The organism is Lawsonibacter celer (assembly GCF_014281125.1).
GTDB classification, from domain to species: domain Bacteria; phylum Bacillota; class Clostridia; order Oscillospirales; family Oscillospiraceae; genus Lawsonibacter_B; species Lawsonibacter_B celer.
This window is the reverse complement of record NZ_JACOEA010000001.1, coordinates 56,402-72,614: the sequence shown is the minus strand read 5'-3', so window position 1 is coordinate 72,614 and position 16,213 is coordinate 56,402. Positions and strand designations below refer to the sequence as shown.

The 16,213-nt window shown below is 62.8% G+C and carries 13 protein-coding genes and 1 other annotated feature; of the genes, 2 read left to right on the top strand and 11 right to left on the bottom strand.

Going from position 1 to position 16,213, the window contains the following annotated elements:
• Positions 1-108: 108 nt before the first annotated feature.
• The 3 genes from H9Q75_RS00325 to H9Q75_RS00315 form a co-directional block, all read right to left on the bottom strand.
• Positions 109-2,148, bottom strand: a complete 2,040-nt coding sequence (locus tag H9Q75_RS00325; protein ID WP_243200627.1) for a hypothetical protein — start codon at positions 2,146-2,148, stop codon at positions 109-111.
• A 4-nt stretch (positions 2,149-2,152) separates the two neighbouring features.
• Positions 2,153-2,497: a histidine triad nucleotide-binding protein gene (locus H9Q75_RS00320; RefSeq protein ID WP_186564184.1), complete on the bottom strand. Its 345-nt coding sequence runs from the start codon at positions 2,495-2,497 to the stop codon at positions 2,153-2,155.
• A 61-nt stretch (positions 2,498-2,558) separates the two neighbouring features.
• Positions 2,559-2,900 carry a helix-turn-helix domain-containing protein gene (locus tag H9Q75_RS00315; protein WP_186564183.1) on the bottom strand — a complete coding sequence of 114 codons (342 nt, stop codon included), beginning with the start codon at positions 2,898-2,900 and terminating at the stop codon, positions 2,559-2,561.
• A 135-nt stretch (positions 2,901-3,035) separates the two neighbouring features.
• Between H9Q75_RS00315 and H9Q75_RS00310 the strand changes: the two genes are divergently transcribed.
• On the top strand, positions 3,036-4,541 hold the full coding sequence (locus tag H9Q75_RS00310; protein WP_186564182.1) for a B12-binding domain-containing radical SAM protein: 1,506 nt from the start codon (positions 3,036-3,038) through the stop codon (positions 4,539-4,541).
• Positions 4,542-4,623: 82 nt separating this feature from the next.
• On the opposite strand, the gene alaS is transcribed toward H9Q75_RS00310, so the two are convergent.
• From alaS to pyrB, 8 genes are all read right to left on the bottom strand, one after another.
• Positions 4,624-7,281 carry an alanine--tRNA ligase gene (gene alaS / locus H9Q75_RS00305; RefSeq protein ID WP_186564181.1) on the bottom strand — a complete coding sequence of 886 codons (2,658 nt, stop codon included), beginning with the start codon at positions 7,279-7,281 and terminating at the stop codon, positions 4,624-4,626.
• A gap of 426 nt (positions 7,282-7,707) precedes the next feature.
• The gene (locus H9Q75_RS00300) at positions 7,708-7,971 is read right to left on the bottom strand and encodes an HPr family phosphocarrier protein (protein WP_186564180.1); all 264 of its coding nucleotides are present in this window, start codon (positions 7,969-7,971) and stop codon (positions 7,708-7,710) included.
• A 168-nt stretch (positions 7,972-8,139) separates the two neighbouring features.
• The gene (locus H9Q75_RS00295) at positions 8,140-10,503 is read right to left on the bottom strand and encodes an endonuclease MutS2 (RefSeq protein WP_186564179.1); all 2,364 of its coding nucleotides are present in this window, start codon (positions 10,501-10,503) and stop codon (positions 8,140-8,142) included.
• Positions 10,504-10,567: 64 nt separating this feature from the next.
• A complete protein-coding gene (locus H9Q75_RS00290; RefSeq protein WP_186564178.1) occupies positions 10,568-10,948 on the bottom strand; it encodes a hypothetical protein in 381 nt (126 codons plus the stop codon).
• Between the two features lie 100 nt (positions 10,949-11,048).
• Complete coding sequence (locus tag H9Q75_RS00285) at positions 11,049-11,837, bottom strand: ABC transporter ATP-binding protein (RefSeq protein ID WP_186564177.1); 789 nt, start codon at positions 11,835-11,837, stop codon at positions 11,049-11,051.
• A gap of 3 nt (positions 11,838-11,840) precedes the next feature.
• On the bottom strand, positions 11,841-12,782 hold the full coding sequence (locus H9Q75_RS00280; RefSeq protein ID WP_186564176.1) for an ABC transporter permease: 942 nt from the start codon (positions 12,780-12,782) through the stop codon (positions 11,841-11,843).
• A 74-nt stretch (positions 12,783-12,856) separates the two neighbouring features.
• A complete protein-coding gene (locus H9Q75_RS00275) occupies positions 12,857-13,972 on the bottom strand; it encodes an ABC transporter substrate-binding protein (protein ID WP_243200626.1) in 1,116 nt (371 codons plus the stop codon).
• Positions 13,973-14,067: 95 nt separating this feature from the next.
• Positions 14,068-14,315: a binding site (T-box leader), on the bottom strand.
• 79 nt (positions 14,316-14,394) lie between these two features.
• A complete protein-coding gene (gene pyrB, locus H9Q75_RS00270) occupies positions 14,395-15,453 on the bottom strand; it encodes an aspartate carbamoyltransferase (RefSeq protein WP_186564175.1) in 1,059 nt (352 codons plus the stop codon).
• A gap of 218 nt (positions 15,454-15,671) precedes the next feature.
• Between pyrB and H9Q75_RS00265 the strand changes: the two genes are divergently transcribed.
• The gene (locus tag H9Q75_RS00265; RefSeq protein ID WP_186564174.1) at positions 15,672-16,211 is read left to right on the top strand and encodes a putative ABC transporter permease; all 540 of its coding nucleotides are present in this window, start codon (positions 15,672-15,674) and stop codon (positions 16,209-16,211) included.
• Positions 16,212-16,213 lie beyond the last annotated feature (2 nt).

Sequence of the window (16,213 nt, the reverse complement as noted above, 5' to 3'; positions counted from 1 at the left end):
ACCTCTTTTTTCTTGTCCGGACACCTAAAAGATGCGTTGAGCGGGCAAAAGGTTCCCCTTCTGGGCAAAAAAATAGGGGCCGCGGCAGATGCCGCGGCCCCTCAAACGTCACTCCCGGCCCTCCGCCGTCCAGGCCGGGGCCTGATAGAGGGCGGAATAGTCGGGATAGCGGGCGGTCAGCTGAGCGGAGATGTCCCGGTATTCCTCCGCCGTAATGGCACGGGTACGCTCATAGATCCGCACACGCACGCCCCCGTCCAGGTGAAATTCCGTGTCCAGGGGGCGATAGGCGGTGCCCAGTCCCGTGCCGTCCAGCACCGCGTGGGCCACCAAGGCCACGATCTGCTGGTTCTCCTCCCCCAAGTGGGTCTGAACCGGGTCGCCCACCACCAGATAGTCGGCGGTCAGGATGTTCCAGGAGAAGCCGTCCCGCTTGTCCACCGAGGCCATATAGATGATCTGGGTCTCCGGCCCCTTCGGCTCCGGGATATTCATAGAGCGCAGGGTGTTGTCATAGATGCTGGAATTAAAAGTAAAGGACGAGGAGACAATGGCCGCGGTCTTCGGTGCCTGCGCCGACAGTCCGTCCACATAGGTGCGCAGGGACACCAGCTGGGCGATGTCCCCCCGGCGGGGCGGCATATAGGTGAAGGAGGGCAGCGGCGAGGGGGTCTGGATCTCCTGCGGGCTGGAGGGCTGCACCCGGGGCAACAGGGAGCTGGCCGTAGTCACCACCGCCAGGCCCCAGGCACACACCGCCGCCGGCCGGGCCGGGGGCAGTTCAGCCAGCACCCGGGCAAACACCCAGCACAGGGCGGGCAGATAGAGCAGCAGATGCTGCTGCCCATGGGACTGCACCCGGGTGAAGAGCAGCAGGCTGAGCACCGGCTGGCACAGGGCCAGCAGCGCCCCGCATCGGGCCTCCCGCCGGCGCAGGAGCAGGAAGATCACGCCCACCAGGGCGGCGGCCATCAGGACCACTCCGAAGTAGCGGGCCAGCATCATCACGTCCACCCGCCGCCCCTGGTCATAGGCGGAATACACGTCCCCGTAATTGGCCCCCAGCACTTTTTCCACCAGAAAGCTCTGGGCGAAAAACACCCCGCACCCCGCAGCCGAGGCGAACAGTGCCAGAAATGCCCTCCCATCCCGCCGCCGCGGGACCAGGGCCAGCAGGGCCGCCCCGCCGAAGGAGACGGCGAAAAAGAAGAAATAGCGCCGCAGCAGGAAGGTCAGGGCCAGCAGCGCACCGGCCAGGATACCCCGGGCCGCAGCCGGCCGCTCCTCATCGGTATAGAGGGCAAAGGCCCAGATGCCCGCCCCGGCGGCGGCCACGTCGGAAAAGCCCACCAGGCCGGTGTACAGCAGCATGGGGGTGAGCAGGAAGAGCAGCACACCCCCACCCTTCCGCCGCCGGGCCAGCACGCACATACCCCAGAGGGCGGGCAGCACGTACAGGTTGACGATGGAGAACAGGTACACATACCGCCCCGTCCCCAGCAGCCGCATCACCAGGGAGATGGGAAAGGCCAGCAGGTAGTTGTACTCCTGAGTAATGACGCTCTCCAGGACCAGGCGCAGCAGCGCCTGGTCCAGCGGCTGCTGTGCCAGCATGGCGCTGGAGTTCCAGTAGATAGTGGCGTCCCAGTAGTGGATGGTGGCGCTGCCAGTGAAGTACAGGGCGGCCGTCACATTGACCACGAGGGCCAGGACCAGCATGGTCCGGCCGCAGCCGCGGCCCACGCCCCGGAAGGCCTCCGCCGCCCGGAGAAGGCTCAGCACAAGAAAGGCCAGTACCAGGCCGCTGCCTGCATGGCAGGCCAGCCGGAAGGGCCAGGCGTCAATGAGCAAACCGGTGGAGGAGAACATGGCGTAGCTGGTGTCCAGCCAGGCGCCCAGGGCAAAGGCGGCCGCCCCCGTGAGAGCTGTCTTCCACGAAAAAGCCGGGAGCAGGCGCGTCAGGCGCAGGCGCACAAAGAGGAACACCGCCAGGGCGGCCAGCAGAGCCGCCGCCGCCAGCATCGCCTTACCTCTTACATGCCCGCCCAGCACGGCCCAAAGCCGCACCAGCGCCAGGCCGCACAGCCCCAAAAAGGCGGCAAGCCCCGCCAGAAGGCGGGGCAGGCGCATTACAGTCAGGCGTTCCATCGGCTCAGCCGGGCGGCCAGGTCATATCCCGGCCCGCCAGCACATGGAAGTGCAGGTGGGGCACCGTCTGCTGGCCCTGCTCCCCGATGTTAGAGACCACCCGGTAGCCCCGGCCGGCAAAGCCCAGCTCCCCGGCCAGCCGGGCGATCACGGTGAAGATATGGCCCACCACGGCCTCGTTCTCCGCCGTAATGGCGGCGGCGGACTGAATATGAGCCTTGGGCACCACCAGGAAATGGGTGGGCGCCTGGGGGTCGATGTCATAAAAGGCATAACACTGCTCGTCCTCATACACCTTTTTGGACGGAATCTCCCCGGCGATAATCCTGCAGAAGAGACAATCAGGCATTTGGAACCTTCCTCCTTATCCCATGGGATTTTTTATAGTATAACACAGAAAAAAGCCTTTGTCATTCCCCTTTTTCCCCATACCGGCCCACGGCCGACAGAATCTGATAGAGCTCTTTCTGCCTCGGCTCGGCCAGGGCGCAGAACAGCTCATAGGCCCGCAGGGCATAGCTGTCCGCCCCCTCCTGGCCATCAATTTTTTCCAGCAGCTGAGACATGGGCACCCCAAGCGCCTGAGTGATCTTGGACAGGCTCTCCACAGTAAGGTTCTTTTCTCCCCGCTCAATCTGTCCGATATAGGTGGGGTGCAGTCCCGCCAGCTCGGCCAGCCGCTCCTGGCTATAGCCCCGCCGGCTGCGCTGCTGCCGCAGGCGGATACCAATCGTCTGTGTGATTTGGCTCATAAACTCACCTCATAACACAGTCTAAAAATAGTAAAGTTTATTTGAAACAGACTATTGATATTATTCCTCCCAGAGTATATACTATAATTATTATTTTCAACAATAGAGTATACTATAAATTCTGGAGGTACACGGATGGCACAGGGAGAAAAGGGCACCGTGGTGCTGGTCGCCTTTTACAATGTCAAGGCATTGGGGGTGCGGTATTTGGAATCGGCGCTCACCCGGGCGGGGTACCGGGTGGCGACCGTCTTTTTTAAACGCTTCAACAGCCGCGCCCCCTCCCCCGCCACGGCGGAGGAGCTGGAACTGCTCTGCCGGCGCGTCCGTCGGGAGAAACCCATGCTCATCGGCCTGTCGGTGATGAGCTCCATGTACCTGGACAGCGTGTGCGCGGTGCTGGACGCTCTGGGGGAGAAGGACCTGGGTCCGGTGGCCTGCGGCGGGGCCTACGCCTCCCTGGAGCCGGAGTATTTCCTCCGCCGGGGCGTACCCTACGTCATCCGGCTGGACGGCGAGGGGCCTGTCGTGCAGCTGGCGGACGCCCTGCGGGAGGGCCGCCAGTTGGAGAGCATCCCCTCCCTGTGCTATCTGGAGGGGGACGCCGTCCGCATCAACCCGGTGGGCTGCCTAGACAACGACCTGGACCGCTACGGCCTGCCCACGGTCAACAGTCCTAACGCCTGCCTCATTGACGAGGGCAGGCTGACCGAGGGCGACCCCCAGCTGGGCGCTCTCAGCTACGAGGTGATCGCCTCCCGGGGCTGCCCCTTCACCTGCTCCTATTGCAGCTGTGTCAACCTGCGGCGGCTGTATCCCGCCGGGGTGCACCCGGTGCGCACCCGCTCAGTGGAGAGCGTCATCCAGGAGCTGGAGGAGGCCCGGCGGGCGTGCCGCTCCATCGCCTTCATCCACTTCTACGACGAGATTTTCCCCAACCTCCCCGGCTGGGTGGACGAGTTTGTGGACAAGTACCGGGCTCGGATCGGCCTGCCCTTCAGCATCTGGTCCCATCCCAAAATGGTGGACGCCCAGGTGCTCCGCAAGCTGGTCCGGGTGGGATTGGTGGAGGTCATCATGGGGATCCAGTCCGGCTCCTCCTCGATCCGCCGGGAGGTCTTTCACCGCTATGAGACCAATGAGGATATCGTACAGTCAACCCGGACCATCCGCCAGTCCGACGTATTCTGGGCCAACTATGACTTCATGCTCCAGCACCCCTTTGAGACGGCGGACACCATGCGCGAGACCTATGAGCTGGTCAAGCGGCTGGAGGGCCGTTATGAGCTTCAGCTTCACGGGCTGAATTTTCTCCCCGGCACGGACATTGTGCCCATGGCGGTGGAACAGGGGCGCCTGACCCGGGAGGAAATGGACTCCATCCTCTACGCACCCATGGCGGAGCAGTTCAACGCCTATTGGAAGCAGGAGGACGACCCCGTCAGCCGCTTGTGGTATCAGCTGATCTTCCTCTGGCAGTTTCCCTGTTTTCGCCGCCGCTGCCTGCGCTATGAGCAGGACCCGCTGGCCTTCCGGGCGCACATCGGGCGGGACCATGCCCGGGGCCTCCGTCTGGCCCGGCTGCGCTATCTCTATAAAAAGGCCCGGGTCGTGCTCAAACGGCTCAAGGGCCGGCGTTAGGCAGAAAAGAACCGCCGCCCGGAGCAGTGCTCCGGGCGGCGGTTCTTCAGTTTTCTCTCTTATAAACGCCTGACAGCCGGGCTCAGCCCTTCAGCTTCATGGACACAAAGTTGTCCACCATGGCCAGGGCGTTATCCACCATCAGGGGGTCCTTCCCGCCGCCCATGGCGGAGTCGGGCTTGCCGCCGCCGGAGCCGCCGGCGATGGCGGAGACCTGCTTAATGATATCGCCCGCCTTAATGCCCTTGCCCACGGCCTCCTTGCCGCAGACGGCCAGGAAGGTGATCTTCCCGCCATTGACGGCAGCCAGGACCGCCACCACCTTGGGGTCCTTGTCCCGCAGCATATCGCCCATTGTACGCAGTCGGGCCGCATCCGCATCCGGGACCGTGGCGGTGAGCACCTTCAGCCCGCCCACCTCATGGGCGCCGAACATAATGCGCTCGGCTTCACCCAGGGCGTCCTTGGCCTTGAACTTCTCCACCATCTGGTGCAGCTGCTTGACCTCGCCCATGACGGCCTCGGCCCGCTCCCGCAGCTCGCTGGGCTTGGCCTTCAGCGCGGCGGCGGCCTGGAACAGCATCTCCTGGTTCCGGCTCATAAGCTCCAGTGACGCTCTGCCCGTGGTGGCCTCGATGCGGCGGACGCCGGAGGCCACGGAGAACTCGCTGGAGATGTGGAACACGCCCACCTTGGCGGTGTTGTCCAGATGGGTGCCGCCGCAGAACTCCACGGAATAGCCCTCGCCCATGTCCACCACCCGGACCGTGTCGCCGTACTTCTCGCCAAAGAGGGCGATGGCGCCCTTCTTCTTGGCCTCTTCAATGGGCAGCACGTCGGTGTGGATGTCATAGCCCTCCAGAATGGCCCGGTTGACCTCGCTGGACACCTTGCCCAGCTCCTCGGGCGTCATGGCGGAGAAGTGGGTGAAGTCGAAGCGCAGGCGGTCCGGCTCCACCAGGCTGCCCGCCTGGTGGACGTGGTCACCCAGCACGGCGCGCAGGGCCTTGTCCAGCAGGTGGGTGGCGGAGTGGGCACGCATGACGGCCTTGCGGCGGGTGGTGTCAATTGCGGCGGAAACGGTATCCCCCAGTTTGAGCACGCCCTGGGTCAGCTTGCCGTAGTGCATATACTTGCCGCCCTTGTTCTTCTGCACATCGGTGACGGTAAAGCTCACCCCGTCGGCCGTGATCACGCCGTGGTCGGCGGTCTGGCCGCCCATCTCGGCGTAGAAGGGGGTCTTGTCCAGCACCACGATGCCCTCCACGCCGGGCATCAGCTCCTCCGCCTGCTCGTTCTCCACCACCAGGGCCACCACCTTGGCGCCCTCGAATGTCGTGTGGTCATAGCCTACAAACTCGCTGGCCGGGACCTCCTTGCCGAACTCCACACCGGCCCAGCCCAAGTCGCCCAGAGCCTCCCGCGCCTTGCGGGCCCGCTGGCGCTGTTCCTCCATCTGCTTGTGGAACTCCTTCTCGTCCAGCTTCATGCCCTGCTCAGCCACCATCTCCAATGTCAGGTCGATGGGAAAGCCGTAGGTGTCGTATAGCTTGAAGGCGTCGGCGCCGGAGAATGTCTTTTCCCCTTTGGCCTTGTGGTCCTCGAGCATTTCGTTAAAGATCTTCAGTCCGCCGTCGATGGTTTTGGCGAAGTTCTCCTCCTCCACCCGGATGACCTTGGTGATATAGTCCTGCCGCTCCCGCAGCTCGGGATAGTGGCCCTCGTTCTCATGGATCACAGTGTCGCACACCTGATAGAGGAAGGGCTCATTGACTCCAAGGAGCTTGCCGTGGCGGGCGGCCCGGCGCAGCAGTCGGCGCAGCACGTAGCCCCGGCCCTCGTTGGAGGGGAGCACGCCGTCGCAGATCATAAAGGTGGACGAGCGGATATGGTCGGTGATCACCCGCAGGGAGACGTCCTTCTCCCGGCTCTGCCCGTAGCTGGCGCCGGTGATCTCGGTGACCTTATTGGTGATGTTCATCACCGTGTCCACATCAAAGAGGGAGTCCACACCCTGACACACGCAGGCCAGCCGCTCCAGCCCCATACCGGTGTCGATGTTCTTCTGCTTGAGCTCGGTGTAGTGCCCCTCCCCGTCGTTGTCGAATTGGGAAAAGACGTTGTTCCAGACCTCCATATAGCGGTCGCAGTCGCAGCCCACCGTACATCCGGGCTTGCCGCAGCCGTACTCGGGGCCACGGTCATAGTAGATCTCGGAGCAGGGGCCGCAGGGACCGGAGCCGTGCTCCCAGAAGTTGTCCTCCTTGCCGAAGCGGAAGATACGCTCGGCAGGGATGCCGATCTGCTTGTTCCAGATCTCGAAGGCCTCGTCGTCGTCCTGATAGACCGAGGGATACAGCCGGTCCGGGTCCAGCCCCACCCACTCCGGGCTGGTCAGGAACTCCCAGGACCAGGCAATGGCCTCCTTCTTGAAATAATCCCCGAAGGAGAAGTTGCCCAGCATCTCAAAATAGGTGCCGTGGCGGGCGGTGTGGCCGATGTTTTCAATGTCGCCGGTGCGGATACACTTCTGGCAGGTACACACCCGGCGGCGGGGGGGCTCCTGCTCCCCGGTGAACCAGGGCTTCATGGGCGCCATGCCGGAGTTGATCAGCAGCAGGGACGCGTCGTTCTGGGGGATCAGGGAAAAGCTGGGCAGGCGCAGATGGCCCTTAGTCTCAAAAAAGGACAGGAACATCTCGCGCAGCTCATTTAAGCCGTAAGGCTTGGGGTTCTTCATGGGAATCGACCTCCATCTCATTTAAAAATCGTTTTTCGCTGTCTGCGGGGGTCTTTCGCGCCCGTGTGCAGAAAAAACGCCCCGCCCCCAGCCAGGGGCGAAGCGTATACTCCGCGGTACCACCCTGATTGCGCCCGGTCAAAGGGCGCTTCTCATTGCGTCCGGTAACGGGGACGGCTCGGCCTGCTCGTCACAGGCGGCTCAGAGGCGGCTGCCGGAACCGCGTCTGCCGGGGGCTTACACCCGCTCCCCCTCGCTGTTGGCCGCGTGCTTCCGGCTTTTCTCGTCAAAGCCAGTATCCTTTGTTCGATCACCGACCTATTTTACCATAAAAACGCCGCTTGTCAAGGGCATGCCGCCATTTTTCAGCGCGCAAAAAAAGCGCCGCATATGCAGCGCTTTTTTCTCTCGCAGGAATGAAAATCATTACTCGGAGAAGTTCGTGGAAATCAGTTCGATGAGCGCCTCCACGGCCTCCTTCTCATCGGGGCCGTCTGCAATCAGGTTAATAGAGGTACCCTTCACGATGCCTAGGGAAAGCACACCCAAAAGGCTCTTGGCATTCACTCTCCGCTCATCCTTCTCCACCCAGATCGAGCTTTTAAACTCATTGGCCTTCTGGATAAAGAAGGTAGCCGGTCTTGCGTGCAGGCCGACCTGGTTGTTCACGACTGCCTCTTTCATATACATAGCGTTTCCCCCCAAGATGCGTTCGCATACTTCGTGTATAGAATATCAAATTTGTGGCAAACCGTCAATGACAAAATAAACAAATTACGCCGTTGAAACTGTTTGGATTGACGGTGACATGCAATTCCCCGGAAGCCAAAGTCCACAATGCGCGGACATTTGGCGGCGCTATTTCAGCTCCGCGATGGTTACGCCGTCCTCTCCCTCGCCGTAGCGGCCGGGGCGGAAAGATTTGATATAACGGCTGCGCTTGAGGTGCTCCCGCACCGCCCTGCGCACCGCACCGGTCCCCTTGCCGTGGATGATACGCACCTCGTTGAGCTTGCCCATCACCGCGTTGTCCAGGAACAGGTCCAGCACGCCGATGGCCTCGTCGGTCATCATGCCCCGCAGATCCACCTCCGGAGAGGCGCCCAGGCTGCGCAGCTTGTGCTCCGCCCGGCGGACCGCCTGCCTGGCTGACTTCTGGGTCTCCCCTTCCACCACGCGCACCTCGTCCTGCTTGGCGCTGATATTCAGAATGCCCGCCTGCAGCTGCAAAGAACCGTCCTTGTTCACCGCGATCACCGTGGCCTGGGTGCCCATGCGCACCAGCTCCACCGTGTCCCCCGCCTGCGCCGGGCGGGTGGGGGGCGGCGCGGGCTCCTCCGGCCGGGCGCCCAGCTTGTCCTCCGCCCGGTTGAGGGTCCCCCGCAGGGCGGCCCGTGCGTCGTTGACCGCCTGCCAGTCCTCCTCCCTGCGCTGGCGGCGGCGCATGTCGTTGAGCTCCTGAAACACCTGGTCCGCGGTGCTGCGGGCCTCATTGAGGATGGCCCGGGCCTCCGCCTGGGCCTTCTCCACCGCTTTGGCCCGCTCGGCCTCAATTCTGGCCTTGTACTCCCGGGAGAGCTTGGCCGACTCCTCCATCTCCCGGCGCAGGCGCGCGGCCGCCTCCTTCTCCCGCTCCATCTCCTGGCGCTGCTCGTTCAGCTGGGTGAGCACATCCTCAAAGCGGATGTTCTCCGCGTCAATCCGGGCGGCGGCCTTCTGGATAATATACTTGGGCAGGCCCAGCCGCTCCGAGATGGCAAAGGCGTTGGACTTGCCGGGAATGCCGATGAGCAGGCGGTAGGTGGGCGCCAGGGTGTCCACATTGAACTCGCAGGAGGCGTTCTCCACCCCCGGAGTGGTCATGGCGTATACCTTCAGCTCGGCATAGTGGGTGGTGGCGGCCACCAGGGCCCCCAGCTCCCGCGCAGACTCAATGATGGCCGCGGCCAGGGCGGCCCCCTCCACCGGGTCGGTGCCCGCCCCCAGCTCGTCAAAGAGGATGAGGGTATGCTCGTCCGCCTCGCCCAGAATCCCCACAATGTTCACCATGTGGGAGGAGAAGGTGGACAGGCTCTGAGCAATGGACTGCTCGTCCCCGATGTCGGCCAGCACCCGGCGGAACACGGTGATCCGGCTGTCCCCGTCCACGGGGATGTGCAGGCCGCACTGGGCCATGAGGGTGAGCAGGCCGATGGTCTTGAGGGTGACCGTCTTGCCGCCGGTGTTGGGACCGGTGATCACCAGCGTGTCAAAGCCCTCCCCCAGCATCAGGTCGTTGGCCACCGCCCTGTCCGGGTCCAGCAGGGGGTGGCGGGCCTTCTGGAGCACAATCCCCCGGGAGACGATCTTGGGCTCGCAGGCCCGCATCCGGTAGGAGAGCTTGGCCCGGGCAAAGATGACGTCCAAAAAAATAAGCAGGTCGTAGTTCTGTCGGATGTCCTCCTTGTGGGCGGCACACTCGGCGGAGAGGGCGGCCAGGATGCGCTCGATCTCCTTTTCCTCCTTGGACTGGAGCTCCTTGAGCTCGTTATTGGCCTTCACCACTCCCATGGGCTCAATAAAGAAGGTTGAGCCGGAGGAGGACACGTCGTGAACCAGGCCTGGCACGTCGTTCTTGTGCTCCGACTTCACGGGCACCACAAAGCGGTCGTTGCGCTGGGTAATGATGGCCTCCTGAAGGTACTTGGACTGGTTGGAGGAGAGCAGCCGCTGCAATACCTCCCGCACCTTGGCCGCGGTGGCCCGGATATGCCGCCGGATGGAGGCAAGCTCCGGGCTGGCCGCGTCCGCAATCTCCTCCTCCCCTACGATGGAGCCGGTGATCTTCTCCTCCAAAGCGCGCTTTCCAGTCAGGGAGCGGAACAGGTGGTCGATACAGGTCTGCTTATCCCCTTCGCCGTATTCCTTGGCCGAGCGGGCCGCGCGCAGCACGGCGGCAATATCCAGCAGCTCCCGAGTGTTGAGCGCGCCCCCCATATCCGCCCGCTGTAGGGCGGCCGCCACCGGCCGGACGCCGGAAAAAGAGGGGCTGCCCCGCAGGGTCATCATCTCCGCCGCCGCGGTGGTCTCCGCCTGGGCCCGGCGCACGTCGTCCGGGTCGGTCAGGGGCCGCAGGGCCATGCAGCGCTCCTTGCCCTCCTGGGTCGCCGCCTGCTCGGCCAGGCGCTCCAGCACCCGGGGCAGCTCCAGAATTCGAATGGATTTTTCAAATAAATCTGTCATAAGGCGTAAAACTCCTGATTCAGATTACTCAGCCCGCAGATGCGGCCCCTGTGCGCGGCGGCTTTTACAGGGCGCTTCCGGCGACGCCGGGCGCCCAGCGCTCCAGCAGCTTCTCCAGTCCCCTGTCGTCCGGCGGGTAGTCGCTGAACACGATTTCTCCGTTGATTGCCAGGGCAGGCGCGTACACCGCATCCGGCTCGCGCCCCGGCCGGGGGGCGTGTTTCTGTCTGCAGCCCGGGCAGTAGCCCTTCAGGCAGTCCAGGTCAATTCCCCGCTCCTCCAGCGCCGCCTCGTCAGTCACCTGTTCCAGGCAGTACTCCAGACCCAGCCGCCGTGCCGTCTCGTCAATCCGCCGCAGATAAAATTCATTCCGGCCGCATTGAGAGCTGTAAAGCTGTATGTGTATGGGTTCTATTCCACCGCCGCCTTTTTTGCCCGCAGGCAAATCGCTTCTTTTCTATATTTGTTATTGTCTCACAAACCCGCTGGTTTTACAAGTGGGCAGAACTCCAAAAGGCGCCGGGCCAGCCGGCCCGGCGCCTTTTTTAATCCGAGAGCAGAATACGGTCGTTGTCCAGGACCTTGCCAGCGCCAGCCCGAAAGCGCTCCAGCAGGTCGTCCACCGTCATGCCGGCCCGCTCTTCTCCGCTCACATCCAGCACGATCTTGCCGGAATCCATCATCAGGGTGCGGTTACCCAGGTCCAGGGCCTGCTTCATATTGTGGGTGACCATCATGGTGGTAATGCGGTTCTCCTCCACAATCTGCCGGGTGATCTTCAGCACCTTCTCCGCCGTGCCCGGGTCCAGGGCGGCGGTGTGCTCATCCAGCAGCAGCAGCTGCGGGGGCACCATGGTGGCCATCAGCAGGGTCAGCGCCTGCCGCTGGCCGCCGGAGAGCAGCCCCACCGGCTGGCGCATCCGGTCCTCCAGCCCCATCTCCAGCAGGGCCAGCCGGTCCCGAAAGCGCTCCCGGTCCCGCTTGGTCATATGGGAAAACCAGCCGCCGCTCCCCGCGGCCAGGGCCAGGTTCTCCTCAATGGTCATTCCGGGGGCGCTGCCCCGCATGGGGTCCTGGAACAGGCGGCCGATGACCCGCGCCCGCTTGAACTCCGGCTGGAAAGTGATGTCCCGCCCGCCCAGCTCAATGGAGCCCGCGTCGGTGAAAAAGCTGCCCGCCACGGCGTTGAACAGGGTGGACTTGCCCGCCCCGTTGGAACCGATAATGGTGACGAAATCCCCCTGGCGCAGATGGAGGCTCAGGTCAGTGAGCGCTTTCTTCTCATTGACCGTGCCGGGGTTAAATGTCTTGGAAATATGGGAGAGCTTCAGCATGGCTCAGCGCCCCCCTTTCACAGCCCGGCCGGAGCCGTGGGCCAGGCGCCGGCGGATCATGGGCCACCGGCGCTTCAGATAGGGGCCGGAGATGGCCGCGATCACAATCACAGAGGACACGAGCTTGAGCATAAAAGCGGGCATATTGAACCGCAGGGCAATCGTGTACACCAGACGGAACACAAAGGAACCCAGCACCACACCCACGGCCCGGCGGAGGATGCTCCCCTTCCCCAGGATGGTACGCCCGATGAGCAGGGAAGCTAGGGCGATGGTGACCATGCCGGTGCCGATGTTGATCTCCGCCGATTTCTGGGACTGGGCCAGCAGGCAGCCGGACAGGCCGGTGAAGGCGTTGGCCACACACAGGCCCACGGTGGTGGTGAACACCGTGTTGATGGAGGAGGCCCGCACCATATCCGGGTTATCGCCGGTGGCCCGAATCGAAAGGCCCAGCCGGGTATTCAGAAAGAGGACCAAAATCGCCACCACGGCCGCCACGGCGATCAGGGCCACCACCAGCTTATACTGCCCGGCCAGGGGAGTGCCGGAGAGCAGGTCCTTCATCATGGTAAACACGGTGTCCGTCTTGTTCATGTTCAGCAGGGACGAACCGCCCATGACCGCAATGTTGATGGAGTAGAGGGCGGTGTTGACAATAATGCCGGCCAAAAGGCTGTCCACCCCCATCCGGGTCTGGAGCAGGGCGGTCACAAAGCCGGAGCAGATTCCCGCCGCCATGGCCGCCGGGATGGACAGAAGCGGATGCCCCGCCAGGGCCACCACCGCGCCCACCGTAGCACCCAGGGTAAAGCAGCCGTCGGTGGACAGATCGCAGACGTTGAGCATGGAATAGCTCAGGAAAAGCGCCAGCACTGTGAGCGCGCAGATCAGCCCCAGTTCCAGCGCGGTCTGTCCCAGGGACAGGACGGTAGACAGATCCATAAACAGCTTCCTCCTCGCAGGTAGGGGGACAGGGAGCGCCGCTCCCTGTCCCCAATCGTTTTTCCGGACAGCCCTCAGCTGTTCTCCAGATCGCTGAAGCTCTCGGCCGTGGTAATGGACTGCACCTTGGTGCACAGAGGGGCAAAGGTCTGCTCAATGACGCTGTAATCCAGCCCCAGGGCCTCGCAGGTCTCGCTGTTCACCGTGGCGGTGCCGTTGTCAAAGGTCATGACAGGGGTTGCGGCGGGGTCGGTACCGTCCACCAGCATGTCTGCCACCATGTTGGCGGTCTCCACACCCAGGTTGGCGTAGTCCACGCCATAACCCAGGAAGGCGCCGTTCAGGGCGAAGGAGTCCGCGCCGGTATAATGGGGGATGCCCGCCTCAATAAAGGTCTCGTAGATGGACAGCTCGGCCGTCATAATGGTGTTGTCGGTGGGGGTGAACACCGCGTCCACGCCGTCCGCCACCAGGGCCTGGGCGGCCAGCATGACCTCGTCGGTGGTGGTGCCGGTGCGCTCTACGTACGCGATGTTGTTGGCCTCCAGGTACTCCTTGGCGTGGGCGATGGGGGTGGTGGAGGAATCCTGACCCTGGTCATAGAGCAGGCCGATCTTGGACGCATCCGGATCCGCGGCAAAGATCAGGTTCATAATAGAGTTGGTGTCCAGGTAGTCGGAGGTTCCGGTGATGTTGGCGCCGGGCGCCTCCAGGGACGCCACCAGGCCGGAGCCCACCGGATCGGACACGGCGGAGAACACCACGGGGATCTGATTGTCCTCGGTGGCGGTCTGCATGGCCACGGCCACCGGGGTGGCCACGCCGATCATCAGATCCACCTCGTCGGCGATAAAGTTGGCGATGATCTGGTTCATCACAGTGGAGTCGGCATTGCAGTTATCGTAAGAAACCTCAAATCGCACACCCCTTTCCGCGCCGATCGCCTCCAACTGGCTCTGGATATTCTCGACAATCTGGTTCAAGGACGCGTCGTCCACATAGTTGCAGATCCCCACCTTGTACACCGTACCCTCAGGGCTGTCGGTGCCGGTCTGCACGGGAGAAGCGCTACCGGGGGCGGGGCTATTGGCGCTGCCGCCTTGGGTTCCTCCGGAACAGGCGGCCAGGGACAGGGTGAGGGCCGCGGCAGCGGCCAGGGAGATGACTTTCTTCATGCTGTGCAGTTTCATTTGGGATTCCTCCAATTCAAATAAATTCAGGCGGCAGATGGAGCCGGTCCCTTGCCGGGGGGCCGGGGCTGAAACAAAAAACGCTTTTGTCCCCTTCCTGGGACAAAAGCGTTTGCTTCTGCGATACCACCCAAATTGACGTCATAGACGTCCACTCGCTTCACGCACCATCATGCGTGCCCGGTGGATAACGGGTGGGAGCCCGTCGGCATCTACTGGGGGTCTCCCCCGTTCAAGCCGCCCTCCGAAGTCCATTCACCGGCCTCTTCAGACCCCGATTCCACCATCCGGGGCTCTCTTTGCATCCGATCAGCCGACTACTTCTCTCCGTCATGGGTTTGCGCTGTTTGGTTGTTGTAATGCATTATACGCACGTGCCCGGCGTTTGTCAAGCACTTTTTCAGATCAACCGGGGGACATGCTCAGCGCAGCTGTGCGTCGCAGAACGCGCAGCAGTCCACCCCGCCGTTTTTCTTGATCAGGGGCGGCAGATAGTGCTCGGTCTGCGTGATGCAGTTAGGGTTGGAGCACACAGGCCTGGTGCCGATCTCCACCGCCGCCGGCTTCTGCCGTGGCTGGTTGGCCAGGTCGGTCAGCAATGCCATGCGGGCAAACATGCCGTAGCGGGCCTGCTCGAAATAGACCGCCCGGGGATCGTCGTCCACGTCGATGGAGATCTCGTCCACCCGGGGCAGGGGGTGCATCACAAGCAGCTCCCGCTTGGCACGCTCCAGCTTCCGCCGTGTGAGAACATAGACCCCCTTGCAGCGTTCATACTCCAGCGGATCTACAAAGCGCTCCCGCTGTATGCGGGTCATATAGAGCACGTCCAGCTGGGGGATGACCGCCTCCAGTCCGGTGACCTCCACGAACCACAGGCCCCGTTCCTTCATAAAGGCGCGGATGTACTCGGGCACCGCCAGCTCCCGGGGGGCGATGAGGTAGAATTTCACATTTTCAAACTTGGCCAGGGCCTTGATGAGGGAGTGCACCGTACGCCCGTTCTTCAGGTCGCCGCACAGGCCCACGCACAGGCCGTCCACGCCCCCCCGCAGACGGGTGATGGTGGTCAGGTCGGCAGTGGTCTGGGTGGGGTGCATATGGCCGCCGTCGCCGGCGTTGATCACCGGCACGTCGGAGTAAAGGGAGGCCGCTTTGGCCGCCCCCTCCTTGGGATTTCGCATCACCACCACGTCGGCATAGCCGGAGACCATCTTGATGGTGTCCTTGAGGGTCTCGCCCTTGGCCACCGAGGAGGACTTGGGGTCGGCAAAGCCGAACACGCTGCCCCCCACCCGGAGCATGGCCGTCTGAAAGGAAAAATTGGTGCGGGTGGAGGGCTCATAGAACAGGCTGGCCATAACCCTTCCCCTGCAGGCATCCATAAAATCGGCGGGATGGTCCATAATATCGCTGCACCGGCCGTACAGCGCTTCCCATTCCGCCCGCGTCAAATCCCCGAAATCGATCAGATGCCGCATGTCTCTCTGTCTCCATTTCTTTTGTTATGATGTATTTCGAGTTATCGTACCACATTTCGCGTCCCGCTTCAAGGACTGCGGTCATATTTTTCTCTGTGTACAAAGCACAAAAATGGGACCGGCCTGACGGACGGTCCCAGGAGGACTTTTGGCAGAATGTACACCGCATGTTCCTCCGCCGTTCGGCCAAACTAAAAAAACGACCGGAGGGGATGGGCTTGCACTGGTTTTGGTATTTTGGGATCTATAGTTTTCTGGGATTTGTGCTGGAAGTCGCCTTTGCGCGGCTTACCGGCAATCCAAAGCGGGACCGGAAGTGCCGCTATTTTCTGCCGTTCTGTCCAGTGTACGGCTTTGGGGCGCTGGCGCTGATTTTGCTGCCAGAAGTCGTGCGTGATAGTCTGCCGCTGCTCTTTCTATGTGCCGCAGCGGCCTGCACCGCGGTAGAATATGCGACCGACCTGTTCTACGAACGGGTGGCCGGGGTGCGCTTCTGGAATTACGCCCATCTGCCCCTAAACCTGGGCGGGCGGGTCTGTCTGCTCTTCGCCCTGTTTTGGGGGGTGCTGGCATTGCTTCTGCAGTGCTTTCTCCATCCGAGAGTCGCGGCCCTGACCGCGCTGATTCCGGATTGGCTTTTTCTTCCTGCGGCGGCCATCAACACGCTGGACCTGGTCTGGACCCTGGCCGTACTCCGGCGTACCCGCTCCACCGACGCGCTGCGCTGGTATCTGCGTCCCCGGCGGCGTGTGGCTTAGGA